We start from the raw sequence: 16,210 nt of genomic DNA, 5'->3' as shown, positions 1-16,210 counted from the left end.
CGTTAACGATAACGCGGGCATCCTGGATGACCGCGTTGCCTGGACGTTTTTTGCGAGCAAGCTCGCTCCTACAGGTACAGCGCCAGCGCCTGGGGCAGGGCTTTGTTCTTCAGCCTGCGTGCCCATGAGTCGGTGGAAGAGATGGGCCTGGACCTGGCCGCCTACAACCCCTGAGAACCCTGTAGGAGCGAGCTTGCTCGCGAAGGTCGTTAACGATAACGCAGGCATCCTGGATGACCGCGTTGCCTGGACGGTTTTCGCGAGCAAGCTCGCTCCTACAGGTGCAGCGCCAGCGCTCGGGGCAGGGCTTTGCGTTGCAACTGGCTCGCCACCAGGGTGTTTTTCAGCAGGTAGGCAATCGTCATCGGTCCCACACCACCCGGCACCGGCGTAATCGCGCTGGCCACGGTGCGTGCGCTGGCGTAGTCCACATCGCCCACCAACCGCGTACCGGTCTCGGTGCTGATGCGGTTGATCCCCACATCGATCACCACCGCGCCAGGCTTGAGCCAGCTGGCATCGATCAACTGCGGCCGCCCGACCGCAGCGACGACGATATCGGCCAAGCGGCACAATGCCTGAGCATCGACGCTGCGTGAATGCACCACGGTGACCGAGCAGTTGGCCTGCAACAGCAGGGTCGCCATCGGTTTGCCGACGATGTTCGAGCGGCCAATCACCACCGCGTGCAAGCCACTCAAATCGCCGCAGGTTTCATGCAGCAGGCGCATGCAGCCGCTGGGCGTGCAAGGCGTGAGCACCTCGATGCCTTGCACCAGGCCGCCGACGTTCTCACGGTGGAAACCGTCCACGTCCTTGATCGGGTCAATCGCATGGATCACGGCCGCCTCATCGATATGCGCCGGCAACGGCAACTGCACCAGCACGCCGTTGACCGAAACGTCGGCGTTCAACTGGGCCAGCAGGTCGAGCACTTGCGCCTGGCTGGCGTCATCCGGCAGCCGGTATTCAAGGGAGCGAATCCCGACTTCCTTGGCCCGCAGCAGTTTGTTGCGCACATACACTTCGCTGGCCGGATCGTCGCCCACCAGCACGACAGCCAGGGCCGGGAAGATTTTTTGCGCGGCAAGCAGCAGGACCTCTTCGCGAACCTCGTCGAGAACCTGGGCAGAAATGGCCTTGCCGTCGATATCGCGGGCAAGGGAAGGGAGAGTGCTGGTCAAAAGCGTCACCATTGTCTGGAGAAATAGGGGCGCTGAGGGATAAATCCCTCAGCGATAGGCAGCCCACGGCATTCAGGCTACCAGTTGATGGCAGGCATACACCACCAGCACACCGGCGATCAGTGTGGCGTAGGGCAGCCAGCCGGCGCGGCGTTGGCCGTCATCGGCCTGGATATACAAGTCACTGAGCATGGCCGCGGGGAAGCGGCCTTTGTCCTGCACATAGTGGCGGTAGCAGAACACCGGCAGGATCAACAGCGCCAGCAGCAAGCCGGTGACCAGCGTGCCTGCGCCCCAGATATCCGCACCCAGGCCCATGCACGCCAGGTTGACGAAGCTCAGCACGCCGCCGGCCGCCAGCAGCACGGTGGGGGCTTTGTACGGGCGCACCCAGTCGGGGCGGTCGAGGCGGTGGATCCAGCCGGCGTTGAGGTTGAGGAAGTTGAAAATGATGTAGCTGACGTTGGACGCCGCCAGCACGAACACATAGTCCGACATCAGCAACAACAGCAGGTTGAACGACAGGTCGGTCCACATCGCCGCCGTGGGCGCACCGTGTTCGTTGGTGCGCCCCAGGTATTTGGGCAGCCAGCCGTCCACCGACGCCTGATACAGGGTGCGCGACGAGCCGGACATCGAGGTCATGATCGCCAGCAACGTGGCGAGCACCAGCATGATCAGCACGATATTGGCGACCACCTTGCCGCCGCCGATGCTGTCGGCCATCACCTGGCCAACGCCCATGCCGCTGTAGATCGCCGGCGACAGCAGGCCGCTGTACACCGCCGGAGTCACTACCGCGCCGCTGGCGTCGAGCACCGCCGGGGTCACCAGTTGGCCCAGCCCCAGGCTGCCTTGAAACGCCAGCGGCACCAGGGTGAATACCAGGATGCACAGCAGGCCGGCGTAGAAGATCGCCTTGAAGGTGTCACGCTTGGGGTCCTTGAACTCGCGGGTGTAGCACACCGCCGTTTCGAACCCGTAGGTGGACCACGCGGCCATGAACAGCCCGCCGGCCATCAGCGACCAGCCGGACATATCCCACGGGCCGTCGATGACTTGCCCGGCCGCGTCATGGGCCAGCGGGAACAGCGGCAGGAAGTTGGCCTGGGTCGCGTCCCCGGTGAACAACGGCACCACGCCCACCAGCAACAGTGGGATCAGCGAGGTGACCCCGAGCACCAGCGTCAGCCGCGCCGAGCGCAGGATGCCGCCATGCTGCACGGCAAACACCGTGAGCAGAATCAACAGGCCAATGGCGAACGTCGCGTTGATGCGCAACGACAGGCCGCTCTTGACCCAACCCAGGTCAAGCAGGGTCAGTTGCCAGGTATTGATCAGCGCATCGGCGGGAAACAGCGCGGTGAGGATATACCCCGCCGCCAGCCCCGAGCCGATGGACAGCACGGGCGACCAGGCCAGCCAGTTGCACCACACCGACACCGGCGCGATCAACTTGCTGTAGCGCACCCAGGCCACCGCGCCGTATACCGAGGCGCCGCCGGACTTGTGCGGGAACAGCCCGGCGATCTCGGCATAGGTGAAGGCCTGGATAAACCCGAACAGGATCGACACGATCCACACGATCCAGGCCGGTTTGCCCACCGTGGCGGCAATCGCGCCGATGGAGAACAGCACCAGCGCGGGCACGCCACTGGCGACCCAGAATGCACCGCGCCAATCGATCTTGCGGTGCAGGCTGCCCACTGAGCGGGCAGCCTGCGGTACAGCCTCGAACGTCGTCGCTTCCATCTTCGTATTCCCATGTCTGAGTAGCGGTTAAGAAGGGCAATCAAAGTGGGCAGTCAAAGTGGGGTGGCACACATCGGTATCGGGACGATCAGCTACGCACGCGGCTCTTGTCCGGGTCATAGAAAATCGCTGCGCTGACCGTGGCGCTGATGCGCTTCTGTAGGCCATCGACTTTGCCAATCTCAAGCAGGGTGCCGGGCTCGGCGCAGCTCACGTCGACCCGGCACAGCGCGATATTGCTGGCCAGCAACGGTGAGCGGCAGGCGCTGGTGATGACCCCGACCTGGGCGCGGCCGTGGTACACCGGGTCGCCGTGGTGGGCCGCCTCGTTGCCGCCGAGGTGCAGGCCGACCAGTTTGTGGCTGGGATGGGCGCTGCGCCGCAACAGGGCGTCGCGGCCGATAAAATCATCGGTCTTGCTCTTGAGTGGCACGCTGAAGCCGATGCCGGCCTCGAACGGGTCGGTCTGGTCGTTGAACTCGTAGCCGGCAAAAATCAGCCCGGCTTCGATGCGCAACAGGTCCAGCGCTTCCAGGCCGAGGGGCACCAGGCCCAAGGGTTGGCCGAGTTGCCAGATGCGGTCCCACACCCGTTCGGCGTCTTCGGGCTGGCACCACACCTCAAAGCCCAGTTCGCCGGTGTAGCCGGTACGCGAAATCATCAACGGGCAGCCCTCGAAACCGTCCAGCCGGCCGACCAGGAAGCGGAACCAGCCGAGGCTGTCCACGCTCGGTTGGGTGGGCGGCGTCCAGACCATCTGCTTGAGCAGCTCGCGGCTGAGCGGCCCTTGCACCGCCAGGTTGTGAATCTGCTCGCTGGCGGACTTGACCCACACCTTCATCCCCAGTTTGTGGGCCTGCTCGCGCAGCCACACACCGGCGTAGTCTTCGCCGCAGATCCAGCGGAAGTTGTCCGGGCCCAGGCGCAGCAGGGTGCCGTCGTCGAGCATGCCACCGTGTTCGTGGCACATCGCCGAATAGACCACTTGGCCCACCGCCAGGCGCCGCACGTCGCGGGTCAGGCAGTATTGCAACAGGGCTTCGGCGTCGGGGCCGATGATCTCGAATTTGCGCAGGGCGGTCAGGTCCATCACGGCCACGCGTTCGCGGCAGCCGAGGTATTCCTCGGTGGCGCCATAACCGTCGTAGCGCAACGGCAGCCACCAGTTGCGGTAGTCGATGAAGCTGCCGGTGAGGGCGCTGGTGCGTGAGTGGAACGCGGTCTCACGGGTCAGTATCGGGTCGGCATCGGCCGTGGTTCGAGTGCTCATGGCGATGGAAAAACGCTCCTTCTCGCGGTAGATACGGACATGGATATCGGTCGGGTTCCAGCCATTGGCCGGGTCGATGTCATCCGGGCACGAGGTACTGCCGCACACCAGCTCGGTCATGGCCCGCAGCAGTACGTAGTCGCCGGGCCGTGACCACGGCTCATCCAGGGTCATCTGCTGGTGTGCATCAATGCCGGTGTTGAAGAAGAAATTGATCGCCGGCCAGCCGTTGCGCGCTTGCACGCCGTAGGGCGCGAGTACGCGGCTGAGGTTGTCGCTGCAGTTGTCGTGCCCGAAATAGCCATGGGATTCGTAGTAGCGCGCCGCGCAGGCCAGGGCGAAGGCGTCGTGGCGCCCGACGGTGTCCTGCACCACCTCCAGCATCGGCTGCATCCGGCGGTCGAAAAACTTCGAGAACAGCCCCGGCGCCGGGTAGGCGCTGCCGTTCAGCGTGCGCGTCACGGTCTGGTCGAGGTCCAGCTCCACGCCGCGATCCAGGGCGCGGCGGTCGAGGGCGACGAAGTCCGAACACTGGCGGCCGGCGACGTCCAGCACCTGCACGTACTGGCCCTTGGCGACGCTGTAGCCGTGGGCCGTGCCCGCGCGCACGGTGAACTCGTCCAGCACCTCGCCCAATGGCTCGGGCAGGGCAGGCACCAGCAGGGGCGATGGGTTGGCCCGTGTCACCAGCAGGCGCAGTTCGCTGGGCCGGTATTGCCGGTCGACGGCGGTGGGCCCGGCGGGAGCGGCGACGATCACCAGCAGGCGGTCATGGGCGACAAACTGCCGAGCGTGACCGGGCGGGCTGGCGTCGTCCCACAGCGCGGCGGCGAGGGGCAATGCCTGCGCGTCGATGCCGCGCCGCTTGAGCGCCTGGCCGACACGCGGTGGCACGCGGCAGGCGCTCGAGCCGCTCAGCCCCCAGCTCGCCAGGGCGCTGCGGCCGCTGGCGTCGAGGGCCAGCAGTTCGCAGATTTGCCGGCCTTCGAGGTCGATCACTTGCAGGCCGTCGCCGGGCTGCAGGTCGACCAGCGTCACACCGCCGGCGGCCACGCGGTAGCGTTCGAGGTTCGGCGCCCGGGCAAACAGCCCGGGTTCTCGCGGGTGGGAAACACGCGGAGCATTCATCATGGGCACCCGCTCAGCCGACTGATTTGATGGGCGTCACGGGCTCGCCCAGGTACGCCGCCATCGAGTCGTCCAGGGCCAGCAGCCACGGGGTGTGGTGCGGCGGCGACTGGGTGCCGGTCATCAGCGAGCGGTAGGACTTGTCGCGATAGCCCATGATGTTTTCGGCCTTGTCGTGCTTCCAGTGCAGAAAAGTCTCGTTGACGGCGGCGATGTCGAAATCCGGGTAGTCGGTGGCGTCCACCAGGTGCTGGATGTAGGCGCCCTGGAACTCGAACATCTGCTGATTGGTTTCCAGGGTCAGTTCCCGTGCCTGCCATTGCTGGCTGTCGGCGATCATCGCGGCCTGGCTGGGCAATGGGATACGCCCCAGGATCACATCGCGGGCATACCAGGCCTGGGCGTCGAACATGTTGAACGAGTACCACTGGTCCTGCATGCCGAGGTAGATCAGGCGCGGGTTGGGTTCCCAGAACACGCCCTTGTAGAGGTTCATCGGCCACAGGCGGTTGTCGGTCCTGAGGCTCAGCTCATCCGGCAGGAACGGGAAGTGGTGCTTGTAGCCGGTACACAGGATCACCGCGTCGATGTGCTTGCTGCTGCCATCGGCAAAGAACGCACGGTTGTTTTCCAGGCGTTGCAGCAGCGGCTTTTCTTCCCAGTTGTCCGGCCACGCATAGCCCATGGGCGTGGTGCGGTAGCAACTGGTGATGCTGCGCGCGCCATATTTGTAGCATTGCGAGCCGATGTCCTCGGCCGAATAGCTGCTGCCGATGATCAGCAGGTCCTTGTCCTTGAATTCCAGCGCCTCGCGAAAGTCATGGGCATGCAGGATGCGCCCGGCGAACTGCTCGAAGCCTTCGAAGTACGGCACCTTGGGCGTGGAGAAGTGGCCGCAGGCGTTGATCACGTAGTCGAATTCTTCACAGGTCAAGGTGTCGTGGGTGTAGTCGTGGGCGTACACGGTGAAGCGCTGGGTCTGTTCGTCGAAGGTGACCTGGCGCACCACATTGTTGAAGCGGATGTAGTCGCGCACGCCGGCCTTTTCCACCCGGCCCTTGATGTAGTCCCACAACACTTCGCGGGGCGGATAGGAGGCGATGGGCCGGCCGAAATGTTCTTCAAAGGTGTAATCGGCGAACTCCAGGCATTCCTTGGGGCCGTTGGACCACAGGTAGCGGTACATGCTGCCATGCACCGGCTCGCCGTTTTCGTCCAGGCCGGTGCGCCAGGTGTAGTTCCACATGCCGCCCCAGTCCTGCTGTTTCTCGAAGCACACCAGTTCGGGAATGGCGGCGCCCTTGTCGCGGGCCGACTGGAAGGCGCGAAGTTGTGCCAGGCCGCATGGGCCGGCGCCGATGATTGCTACACGTAGAGTCATGAGCGTGCCTCCTGAAGGGTTTCAGCGAAAGATCACTGTCTTGTCGTGGTTGATGAACACCCGGTGTTCCAGGTGGTATTTCAGGGCTTTGGAAAGGGCGACGGTTTCGGTGTCGCGGCCGATGGCGACCAGTGAATCGGGCAAGTGGGTATGGTCGACGCGCTGGATTTCCTGCTCGATGATCGGGCCCTCGTCGAGGTCGCTGGTGACGTAGTGGGCGGTGGCGCCGATCAGCTTCACCCCCCGGTCATAGGCCTGGTGATACGGCTTGGCGCCCTTGAAACCGGGCAGGAACGAGTGGTGGATGTTGATCGCCCGCCCCGACAGTTGCTGGCACAGGCCGTCGGACAGGATCTGCATGTAGCGCGCGAGCACTACCAGATCGGTCTGGGTGTCTTCGACGATACGCATCAGTTCGGCTTCCTGGCCGGCCTTGGTGTCCTTGGTGATGGGCAGGTAGATGAAGCGGATGCCCTCACGCTCGGCCATCGCCCGCAGGTCCAGGTGGTTGGAGACCACGGCGGTGATGGTCATGTCCATTTCGCCTTTACGGTGGCGGTAGAGCAGGTCGGTGAGGCAATGGTCGAACTTGCTGACCATCAGCAGCACGCGGGTCGGCTGGCGTGAGCTGAACAACTGCCACTGCATGTCGAAGCCGCCGGCGAGCTCGCCCAGGCCTTTGCGCAGGTCGCCGATATCACCGCTGACGCCCTTGTTGAAACGGAACACCGCGCGCATGAAAAACTGCCCGGTGAACTCGTCGTCGAATTGCGCCAACTCGCTGATGTAGCACTGCCGCCGGGCCAGGCAGGCGCTGATCGCGGCGACGATCCCGGACGCCGCCGGGCAGGTGATCTTGAGAATGTAATGTTCGCTTGAGGCGTCCATCGAAGGCTCCTGAATGCGGTGAAGGAAGGCTCAGCCCTTGGCCGTGCGCTTGGTTTTTTGCGGGTCGTCGAAGGGCAGGGCGTGGGTGGTGGCGGTGCCTTCGAAGCTGCCGCGCACCTGCAACGCGATGCCGGGTACGGCGCAGGCGACGCTCATGCGCGCGATGGCCATCGAGCGTTTGCTCAGGCGCGAATACATGCCGCAGGTGATCACGCCGACTTGCTGGTTGCCCTGCCACAAGGTGTCGCCAGCCTCGGCCGGGCGCACGCCGTCGAGCAGCACGCCGGTGATCTTGAAGCGCTCCTGGCCGCGCAGGCGCAGGTGTTCTTCAGCGCCTCGGAACGCTTGTTTGTCGGGCGAAACCGTGAAGTCCAGGCCCATTTCCCACAGGGTGTCGCCGGCCTTCTGGTCGGCGAAGGGGTACATCTGCGAGTTGTCGTAGGGGAAAAACATCAGCGAGCTTTCCACTCGCAGCCAGTCCAGGGCGGTGAAGGCGCAGGGAATGATTCCCAGGCTCGCGCCCTGTTCGAGGATGCTGTCCCACAGGAACGGGGCGTCGGCGGCCTTGCAGAAAATCTCGTAGCCGCGCTCGCCGGTGTAGCCGGTGCGGGAGATCATCACCGGGCGCTCGAACAGGCGCGTTTGCAGGTGATGGAAGTACGGCAGCTGGCGGATGCCAGGCACGTGCTCGGCGAGAAAATCCACCGCCAGCGGGCCTTGCAGCGACAGGTCGTGCAGATCGTCGTCGAACAGCACCGCCACTTGCCGGCCCTGGGCCGAGCGCACCAGCATTTCATGCCCGGTGCCGGCGCCATGCACGACCATGAACGCATTGGGCCCGGTGCGGTAGACGATGCAGTCATCGACGAATTTGCCGTCCTCGTCGAGCATCGACGCATACACCGATTTGCCGGGATAGAGCTTGGCGATGTCGCGGGTGGTGGCCCACTGCAACAGGCTTTCGGCGTGCGGACCGACGTAGTGGACTTTTTTCAGGCCCGATACATCCATCAGGCCGGCGCGGGTGCGGATCGCTTCGTGGTGATCGGCCAGCGCGCTGCGGTAGGTCCAGGCGGTGCCCATGCCGTTCCAGTCTTCGAGGTTCGAGCCGAGCGCGCGGTGCCGCTCGGCCAATGCAGAAATACGCCAGGAGTGGGTCATGTGAGATTCCTTGCTGTGAAAAGGAGCACCGGGAAAAGGTTCAGGCGAGTGGATCGAACTGGCTCAGCCACTCGACCAGGGTCTGTCGATAGCGGGTCATGCCCTTGTAGTCGGCGATGGCATCGGGCAGGTCGCGCAGCACGCGGTGCAGGCGGCAGCCCCAGCCGGGGTGGCTGACCAGTTCGTCCAGGCTGATCAGGTAGGTGCGAATGCTGAACATCACTGCGTTGCTGCGCGGCAGGCGCGCCATCACTTGCAGTTCGACCCGCAGATGCACCTGTTGCCCGACGTTCTGCGCGGTGATCCGGCCGCGGTCGGCGCCCCATTGATGGAAGGTTTCCGGCGACGAATCCAGGCGCGGGTTGATGGTCAGGGTCCAGTTCAGGCGCCGGACCGGCTGGCCGGCCTGCAGGTTGAGCAGGTACTTCAGCGCGCGCTCGAACACGCCCATCTGGTGGGCCATGGGCACCGGTGCATGCCACTGCTTGAAACTCATCCCGGCATCGAACGCCAGTGACCAGTCGGCCGGGCTGGTGACCAGGCCGGCGTCCATGTACAGGTCGCCGTCGCGCTGGTCGAGCAGGGCGAAATCCCCTTGTACCTGGCGGCCGATGTATTCCAGCGGTGCGCAGGGCAGGCTGGCGGCATCGCCGAAGATGAACGGTTGATCGATCTGCAGCAGGTGGTTGCGCCAGTGCCAGCGGTCGCCGTCACGCACCAGGCTGAACCACTGCGGGTAGTCGACGGCGAGGTTTTCCATGAGCATTTGCAGCGCATCCCAGGCCGCCGCTTGCATGTGCGGCATCACCAGGTAGCGGCGCGGGTCGTTGTCCAGGATCAGGGCGCGTTCGGCCATTTCCGAGCGGTAGTGCTCGTCGATGTCGAAGGCGTGCTCGTAGACGGAACCCGGGTCGCGGGAGGTGGCCGGTTCGATGTTTACCGAGTACAGGTAGCTGTCCTCGATAAACGGAAACGGGAAGCGACGGATCGCCGCCGGGCTGTTGCGAAAGCTGAAATCGTCGCGATAGCTCAGCACAGGGCTCGATTGCAGGGGCATGGCACTCACTCCTATAGGTCCAGCGAAACGCAGGGGCCGCTGCCGCGTGAGACGCAGGGCATCAGAAATTCGGCCTGCTCGGCCGGGCTGAGGAAACTGTCGCGGTGTTCGATGGCACCGCCTTGATGGCGCGTGATGCACTGGCCGCAGACCCCGCCACGGCACAGGTTGGGCACTTGCAAGCCCGCGTGCTCCAAGGCTTCGAGCAGGCTCTGCTCGGCCTCCACGCGCAGGGTGCGGCCACTGCGCAGCAGTTTCAGGTCGAACGGCTGGCCCGGTTGCGCGCCTTTGAACGCCTCGGCATGCAGCCGATTGCGCGGCCAACCGAGGCGATCGGCGTGTTGCTCGACCGCCTCGATCAAGGGTTGCGGGCCACAGGTGTAGACGTGGCTGCCCAGCGGCCGGTTGGCGAGGATGCGGCTCAGGTCCGGGCGGCGGTCGTAGGCGTGCAGGCGCGGGCCGAGGCGCTGTTGCAATTCATCGAGGTAGGCGTCGCTGAGGCCTGGCCGGAACAGGTAATGCAGTTCGAAGTCGGCCTGCTGTTGTTCCATCGTGGCGATATAGGCCATGAACGGCGTGATACCGATGCCGGCGGCGATCAGGATGTGCCGGCGTGCGGTGCCATGGGGCGCGAACAGATTGGCCGGCGGCGAAATCCGCAAGGTGTCGCCGACCTGCACCTGGCGATGCAAGTACTGCGAACCGCCGCGAGACGCGTCCTGCAGGCGCACGGCGATGCGGTAGTGGCGCGTGTGCGCCGGGTCGCTGGTCAACGAGTAGGCGTTACGCACCGTGCCCTCGGCCAGCGGCAGATGCACCTGGACGTGGCTGCCGGGCGAGAAAGCGGGCAGGGCACCGTCGCAGGCAGTCAGGGTGAACTCGCGCACCACGGGGGTGAGCATTCTGGCCGCACTGACCTGAACTTTGAGGGCGGCACTCATGGCTGGAACCCCGCGTAGGGCTGGTCGGGGTTGATGCACACGCCGAGGTAAGCCCCCAGGCGCCGGGAAAAGTGTGCGCGCACTTCCAGCCCGACGTTGCAGCCGATGCAGTTCAACACCGGCTCTGGGCCTGCGGTCTGGGTCAGCCCGCAATGGGCGCAATACACCTGGCGCAGGCCGGGCATCGTGCAGGTCACGCTGATCTCGTCGTCTTCCAGGCCGGCGGCTCGGGCTTCGGTGTGAATGCGCCAGACAAAGGCCTCATCGCCCAACAGGTAGAGCCGACAACCCACGGTTGCGCTGGCCAATGCCTGTTGTAAACGCCGGCTGAAGTCAGGTTGTTCGCCGCTCAGCAGCAAAGGCTTGTGCAGGTCGGCGGCAACCGCCATGCCGGCGGTTGCCGATTGCATCACCACGATGGGGCGGTTGTGGGTGTGCGTCATGCGGGCTCTCCAAGGTGCGTTTTGTTTCCTGTTGGGAGAGATACTTTCCTATGAGGAAAATCTTCTCAATCTGGAAAAAGGGCTATGCCTTTGGAGATAAGCCTTGCCGCACTGGTGTTCGGGGCATGGAAGTTGCTGGTCTTGCACTAATGCTCAGCAACCGGACGGGGAGTTATCGAAGAGTGCGAACGCGACCGAAGAGCTGGCCGCTCTGGTTGGGGCCTGTGCGCCCCGAACAGGCGCGCAGCGTGCGCAGGCTGTTGGCCGGGTTGCCCCTGCACGCTGACGGTGCCTTGTCGGGTTTTCTGGACCGTTTCGACGCACTGCTGCCCGCCGCCAGGCTCAACCTGATCCTGGGCGGCGAAGACCTGGGCCCGACGCGACGTGGCTTGATCGAGGGCTGCCAGAACGTGGCGCGCTGCCCCTGGCGCGACGCGAGTGCGATGGACACGCCCCAGGCCTGCGGCCCTTGCCGGCAACGCGGGGTACACCGATTGGTGTGCGCCTTGCCCGAGGGTGAAAAAGGCGCGTTACTGCTCGACACCCCCCGACGGGCCGGTGCCAGTTGGCGCCAGTTGCTGGAGGAAGCAGCGCAAGCCGTGGCGGTCAGCGTGCGTCTGCGCAGCGACAACCGTGAGCAGCAGCGCAGGCAGGCAACGTCGCGCCACGGCGCGCTGGCCCGTGAGCTGCACGATTCGGTGGCGCAACAGTTGGGTTACCTGGCGTTCCAGGCCCACGGCTTGCAGTCACAGCTGGGCGCGCCTGCCCTGCAGGACCTGTGCGCCGGCCTCAGCCAGTTGCAACGCCAGGTGCGCGAGCTGATCACCAGCGCACGCCTGACCATGGACGGACGCTCGCTGCGCCAGGCCCTGGCCGACTCCGTCGCGGAGTTTTCGCGGCGTTGCATCATCGTGTTCGAGTTGGATAACCGCCTGGCCGACGACGCCCTGGGTCCGGAAACCGAATTGCAGATCCTGCAGATCGTTCGCGAGGCCCTGGCCAATGCGGTGCGCCATTCCCACGCGCGGCATGTGCGTATTGAACTGCGCCAGACCCAGGACGGCGATGCCTCGGTGTCGGTGGAGGACGATGGCATCGGCTTGAGCCCGGCTTGCGATGAGCATAACCATTTCGGCCTGGCGATTATCCGCGAGCGCGCCGCCAGCATCGGCGCGCGGCTGAGCATTGAAGCGATCCGCCCGCACGGCGTGCGCGTGCATCTTGGCCTGCGCCGCCACCACGACCTGCCACACGGGAGTCTCGATGGACTGCACGACCTTATTACTGATCGATGATCACCCACTGTTTCGCAAAGGCCTGGCGCAACTGTTCGATGCCAGCGACGACTTCGAAGTGGTGGGGCAGGCGGCCAGTGGCCGGGAGGGCATCAACCTGGCCGTGAGCCTGACGCCGCAGCAGGTGTTGCTGGACCTGCACATGCCTGGCCTCAGCGGCCTGCAGGTGCTGGACGAACTGCGCCAATTGCGCCTGGACTGCCAGGTGGTGGTGCTCACCGCTTCGATGGACCGCGCCGAACTGCTCAGCGCCCTGCGCCTGGGCGCCAGCGGTTATGTGCTCAAGGAAACCGAGCCCGAGGCGTTGCTGGCGTATATGCGCAACTGCCACAAGGGCGCGATCATGCTCGACTCAACCCTGATCGCCTTGCTCGCCGACCCGGCCGAGCCCAGGCCACACGGTGAGACGCCGGGCGGTGAAAACCTCACCGAACGCGAAGGCCAGACCCTGGCGCTGATCGCCGCCGGCATGAGCAATAAACAGATCGGCAGGGAGCTGGGGATCAGCGACGGCACGGTGAAAATCTATGTGCGCAGCCTGTTGCAGAAACTCAACCTGCATTCGCGCCTGGAGCTGGCGGCCCGGGTACACAGCGGCGCCTTGCTCAAACACGAGGAGCGTCACTAGATGAGGGAAAGCTCTGACGCTTGGGTGCAGACATCGCCCGCGCACCTGATGGATTGTTTTCCCGCCGCCTTGCTGCACCTGCGCGACAACGGCCAGATCGCTCACTTCAACCTGGCCTGGGTCGAGTTGATGGGCGCGCCGGGCGCGGAGCGCAACCTCGTCGACTACGTCCACCAGGAAGACCGCCCGCTGTGGCGCCAGGCCTTGCATGAGCTACGCCGGCGTCCCGAGACCTCGTTCAACCAACGCCTGCGCTTCGTGCATCCGTGCGGCGAGCTGCGCTGGTTCGAGGTCAGCCTCAAGCGCGGCCCGCAGGGCTTCTACCTGGTGGCCGGAGATATCACCGCGCACAAGCGCCGCGAAATCGCCCTGCAGGCCAGCCAACGCAGCAGCATGAGCTTGCTCGACAGCATGCCTGGGCTGATCTATCGCGGCCGTAACAACCGCGACTGGACCATGGAATTCGTCAGTGCCGGCTGCCTGCAATTGACCGGCTACCCCGCCGAGCGGTTGGTGGACAACCATGAGTTCACCTACAACAGCCTGATCCTCGCCGAGGATGCCGACTACGTATGGCGCGAGGTGCAATATGCGTTGTCGCGCCAGGAACCGTTCGAACTCAATTACCAGATTCGTTGCGCCGACCAGTCGATCAAGCACGTATGGGAGAAGGGCGTGGGGATCTATGCCGATACCTGCGAGGTGCTGGGCATCGAGGGCGCGATTTTCGAGCGCAGAGTTCTGTAGGAGCCGGCTTGCCGGCGATGGTCGTCAACGATGACGCGGGAAGCCTGGATGCCCGCGGCGGCTGTGGGTTTTTCGCTGGCAAGCCAGCTCCTACCATGGGGCATAACCCTGTAGGAGCCGGCTTGCCGGCGATGGTCGTCAACGATGACGGGGGAAGCCTGGATGCCCGCGGTGGTTGTGGGTTTTTCGCTGGCAAGCCAGCTCCTACCATGGGGCATAACCCTGTAGGAGCCGGCTTGCCGGCGATGGTCGTCAACGATGACGCGGGAAGCCTGGATGCCCGCGGTGGTTGTGGGTTTTTCGCTGGCAAGCCAGCTCCTACAGGGGATGGTTCAGCTTTTTGTTTGGCTTAATGGGCGCCGGCGGCTTTGTTCAGATCGCTTTCGGCCCATTCGGTGTACACGCAGGCATCCGCCGTGGCCCAGCGCACGCGCACCGGGTCGTCGGCCTTGAGCGGCATGCCGGCGGCGGACAATGCCTTGACCGTCATCGAGGTGCCGCCCAGGGTTTTCACGCTGCAGGTCTGGCTTTCACCGAGGAACAGCACTTCGCCGACGATGGCCGACACTTCGTTCCAGCCTGCGGTCAATGGTTGCCCGGCGGCCTGTTCGACGCTCAGCGCGAGGGCTTTTTCCGGGCGCACCATCAGCAGCACATCCTGCTCGCTGCGCAGGCCGCCGGTCAGGCGGATCGACAGGGATTGGCCTTCGAACGACGCCGCCGCGTTGCTCTGGGCCTTGAGCTTGAGGAAGTTGGAGTTGCCCAGGAATGAGGCGACAAACGCATTCGGCGGGTTCTGGTACAGGTCGAAACCGCTGCCCAGGCCGACGATCTTGCCGTGGCTGAAAATCGCGATGCGCTGGGACAAGCGCATGGCTTCTTCCTGGTCGTGGGTCACGTAGACAATGGTGATGCCCAGGCGCCGATGCAACTGGCGCAGCTCGTCCTGCAAGTCCTCACGCAGCTTCTTGTCGAGGGCGCCGAGCGGTTCGTCCATCAGCAGGATGCGCGGTTCGTACACCAGCGCCCGGGCGATGGCGACGCGCTGTTGCTGGCCGCCAGACAGTTGCGACGGGCGGCGATGGGCGAACTGTTCCAGTTGCACCAGCTTGAGCATGGCGTCGACGCGCTTCTCGCGCTCGGCACTGGCCAGTTTGCGGATCGCCAGGGGGAAGGCGATGTTGTCGCGTACCGACAGGTGCGGGAACAGCGAGTAGCGTTGGAACACCATGCCGATGTCGCGCTTGTGCGGCGGTACGTTGACCAGCGATTGGCCGCTCACCAGGATCTCGCCGCTGCTCGGCGTTTCAAAGCCGGCGAGCATCGACAGGGTGGTGCTTTTGCCCGAGCCGCTGGAGCCGAGGAAGGTGAGGAACTCGCCGTCCTTGATGTCCAGCGAGATGTTGTCCACGGCGGCGAATTCGCCATAGAACTTGTTCAGGTTGCGCAGGCTGACCAGAGGTTGGCCAGGGTTCTGCGCGGCATCTTGGATCACTGCACTCATGTTCTGCTCCTGGGCGCTCAAGCGCGGGTTTCTGTGCGCCGGCGAACGGCGGCGGCGATGACCATGACCAGCACCGAGAGGCCGATCAGCAGCGTCGAGGCGACGGCGATCACGGGTGTCAGGTCCTGACGCAGGGTGGTCCACATTTTCACGGGAAGGGTTTGCAGGGTCGGGCTGGCCATCATCACGCTGAGCACCACTTCGTCCCATGACACGAGAAAGGCGAACAGCGCACCGGCCACCATCCCCGGGCGAATCGCCGGGAAGGTCACCTTGAACACCGCCTGCAGGCGCGACGCACCGCAGATCACCGCGGCGTCTTCAATCGACTGATCGAACAGTTTCAGCGAGTTGATGATCGAGATGATGGTGAACGGCAACGCGACAATCACGTGGCTGACCACAAAGGCGAACATCGTGCCGGTGTAGCCGAGCTTGAGGAACAGCGCGTACACCGCCACGGCGATGATCACCAGTGGCACGATCATCGGCAGGGTGAACAGGCCGTAGAGCAGCTCGCGGCCGGGGAAGCGCCCGCGCACCAGGGCAAATGCGCTGGGCAGGCCCAGCGCCACGGCGAACACCGTGGTCAGCACGGCGACCTTGAGGCTGGCCAGCGCCGCGTTCATCCAGTCGGCGTTGGAGAAGAACTGGCCGTACCATTTCAGCGTCCAGCCCGGTGGCGGGAACACCAGCCATTGCGACGAGCCGAACGACAGCAGCACGATAAACACGATCGGCAGCAGCAGGAACAGCCCAATCAAACCGGTGGTGGTGTAGAGGCCCAGACGCATCCTGCGGCTCATGGCATTCGGAGTCAGCAGCATGACG

The 16,210-nt window shown here is 64.6% G+C and carries 14 protein-coding genes; 3 read left to right on the top strand and 11 right to left on the bottom strand.

Annotation, left to right across the window (positions count from 1 at the left end; all coding sequences use genetic code 11):
• Nucleotides 1-275: 275 nt before the first annotated feature.
• From folD to AC07W0_RS17455, 9 genes are all read right to left on the bottom strand, one after another.
• Nucleotides 276-1,193 (bottom strand): bifunctional methylenetetrahydrofolate dehydrogenase/methenyltetrahydrofolate cyclohydrolase FolD, encoded by a 918-nt coding sequence (folD, locus tag AC07W0_RS17495; RefSeq protein ID WP_082643919.1) that lies wholly within the window; start codon nucleotides 1,191-1,193, stop codon nucleotides 276-278.
• A 63-nt stretch (nucleotides 1,194-1,256) separates the two neighbouring features.
• The gene (locus tag AC07W0_RS17490; protein ID WP_102618267.1) at nucleotides 1,257-2,936 is read right to left on the bottom strand and encodes an APC family permease; all 1,680 of its coding nucleotides are present in this window, start codon (nucleotides 2,934-2,936) and stop codon (nucleotides 1,257-1,259) included.
• Nucleotides 2,937-3,024: 88 nt separating this feature from the next.
• Nucleotides 3,025-5,334, bottom strand: coding sequence for a trimethylamine N-oxide demethylase (locus AC07W0_RS17485; RefSeq protein ID WP_102618287.1), 2,310 nt, complete (start codon nucleotides 5,332-5,334; stop codon nucleotides 3,025-3,027).
• A gap of 13 nt (nucleotides 5,335-5,347) precedes the next feature.
• On the bottom strand, nucleotides 5,348-6,715 hold the full coding sequence (locus AC07W0_RS17480; protein ID WP_046383909.1) for a trimethylamine monooxygenase: 1,368 nt from the start codon (nucleotides 6,713-6,715) through the stop codon (nucleotides 5,348-5,350).
• Between the two features lie 21 nt (nucleotides 6,716-6,736).
• Nucleotides 6,737-7,603: a formyltetrahydrofolate deformylase gene (purU, locus tag AC07W0_RS17475; protein WP_102618266.1), complete on the bottom strand. Its 867-nt coding sequence runs from the start codon at nucleotides 7,601-7,603 to the stop codon at nucleotides 6,737-6,739.
• 30 nt (nucleotides 7,604-7,633) lie between these two features.
• Complete coding sequence (locus AC07W0_RS17470; protein WP_102618265.1) at nucleotides 7,634-8,764, bottom strand: aminomethyl transferase family protein; 1,131 nt, start codon at nucleotides 8,762-8,764, stop codon at nucleotides 7,634-7,636.
• Nucleotides 8,765-8,804: 40 nt separating this feature from the next.
• A complete protein-coding gene (locus AC07W0_RS17465; RefSeq protein WP_102618264.1) occupies nucleotides 8,805-9,821 on the bottom strand; it encodes a heme-dependent oxidative N-demethylase family protein in 1,017 nt (338 codons plus the stop codon).
• 11 nt (nucleotides 9,822-9,832) lie between these two features.
• Nucleotides 9,833-10,762 carry a PDR/VanB family oxidoreductase gene (locus tag AC07W0_RS17460; RefSeq protein WP_102618263.1) on the bottom strand — a complete coding sequence of 310 codons (930 nt, stop codon included), beginning with the start codon at nucleotides 10,760-10,762 and terminating at the stop codon, nucleotides 9,833-9,835.
• Nucleotides 10,759-11,205 carry a dimethylamine monooxygenase subunit DmmA family protein gene (locus AC07W0_RS17455; protein WP_102618262.1) on the bottom strand — a complete coding sequence of 149 codons (447 nt, stop codon included), beginning with the start codon at nucleotides 11,203-11,205 and terminating at the stop codon, nucleotides 10,759-10,761. The genes AC07W0_RS17460 and AC07W0_RS17455 overlap by 4 nt, the downstream gene beginning before the upstream one ends.
• A 248-nt stretch (nucleotides 11,206-11,453) precedes the next feature.
• On the opposite strand from AC07W0_RS17455, the gene AC07W0_RS17450 reads away from it, so the two are divergent.
• The 3 genes from AC07W0_RS17450 to AC07W0_RS17440 are packed head-to-tail and all read left to right on the top strand — an operon-like array spanning nucleotide 11,454 to nucleotide 13,875.
• Entirely contained in the window at nucleotides 11,454-12,500 is a 1,047-nt protein-coding gene (locus AC07W0_RS17450) for an ATP-binding protein (RefSeq protein WP_079445010.1), read from the top strand.
• Nucleotides 12,469-13,128: a response regulator gene (locus AC07W0_RS17445; protein ID WP_046383903.1), complete on the top strand. Its 660-nt coding sequence runs from the start codon at nucleotides 12,469-12,471 to the stop codon at nucleotides 13,126-13,128. The genes AC07W0_RS17450 and AC07W0_RS17445 overlap by 32 nt, the downstream gene beginning before the upstream one ends.
• A complete protein-coding gene (locus AC07W0_RS17440) occupies nucleotides 13,129-13,875 on the top strand; it encodes a PAS domain-containing protein (protein ID WP_046383902.1) in 747 nt (248 codons plus the stop codon). It abuts the gene before it with no gap.
• A 349-nt stretch (nucleotides 13,876-14,224) separates the two neighbouring features.
• On the opposite strand, the gene AC07W0_RS17435 is transcribed toward AC07W0_RS17440, so the two are convergent.
• Complete coding sequence (locus AC07W0_RS17435) at nucleotides 14,225-15,379, bottom strand: ABC transporter ATP-binding protein (RefSeq protein WP_102618260.1); 1,155 nt, start codon at nucleotides 15,377-15,379, stop codon at nucleotides 14,225-14,227.
• Nucleotides 15,380-15,396: 17 nt separating this feature from the next.
• On the bottom strand, nucleotides 15,397-16,206 hold the full coding sequence (locus AC07W0_RS17430) for an ABC transporter permease (protein WP_102618259.1): 810 nt from the start codon (nucleotides 16,204-16,206) through the stop codon (nucleotides 15,397-15,399).
• Nucleotides 16,207-16,210 lie beyond the last annotated feature (4 nt).

This window comes from Pseudomonas sp. GW704-F2 (assembly GCF_059423025.1).
The sequence above is the reverse complement of the archived record's forward strand: the minus strand, read 5'-3'. Positions and strand labels throughout refer to the sequence as shown.

Excerpts from the sequence above, each read along its gene's own strand:
- AC07W0_RS17460 (WP_102618263.1), bottom strand. The coding sequence starts at position 10,762 with ATGAGTGCCGCCCTCAAAGTTCAGGTCAGTGCGGCCAGAATGCTCACC.
- AC07W0_RS17445 (WP_046383903.1), top strand. The coding sequence starts at position 12,469 with ATGGACTGCACGACCTTATTACTGATCGATGATCACCCACTGTTTCGC.
- AC07W0_RS17470 (WP_102618265.1), bottom strand. The coding sequence starts at position 8,764 with ATGACCCACTCCTGGCGTATTTCTGCATTGGCCGAGCGGCACCGCGCG.
- AC07W0_RS17430 (WP_102618259.1), bottom strand. The coding sequence starts at position 16,206 with ATGCTGCTGACTCCGAATGCCATGAGCCGCAGGATGCGTCTGGGCCTC.
- purU (WP_102618266.1), bottom strand. The coding sequence starts at position 7,603 with ATGGACGCCTCAAGCGAACATTACATTCTCAAGATCACCTGCCCGGCG.
- AC07W0_RS17465 (WP_102618264.1), bottom strand. The coding sequence starts at position 9,821 with ATGCCCCTGCAATCGAGCCCTGTGCTGAGCTATCGCGACGATTTCAGC.
- AC07W0_RS17480 (WP_046383909.1), bottom strand. The coding sequence starts at position 6,715 with ATGACTCTACGTGTAGCAATCATCGGCGCCGGCCCATGCGGCCTGGCA.
- AC07W0_RS17435 (WP_102618260.1), bottom strand. The coding sequence starts at position 15,379 with ATGAGTGCAGTGATCCAAGATGCCGCGCAGAACCCTGGCCAACCTCTG.
- AC07W0_RS17485 (WP_102618287.1), bottom strand. The coding sequence starts at position 5,334 with ATGAATGCTCCGCGTGTTTCCCACCCGCGAGAACCCGGGCTGTTTGCC.
- AC07W0_RS17490 (WP_102618267.1), bottom strand. The coding sequence starts at position 2,936 with ATGGAAGCGACGACGTTCGAGGCTGTACCGCAGGCTGCCCGCTCAGTG.
- AC07W0_RS17440 (WP_046383902.1), top strand. The coding sequence starts at position 13,129 with ATGAGGGAAAGCTCTGACGCTTGGGTGCAGACATCGCCCGCGCACCTG.
- AC07W0_RS17455 (WP_102618262.1), bottom strand. The coding sequence starts at position 11,205 with ATGACGCACACCCACAACCGCCCCATCGTGGTGATGCAATCGGCAACC.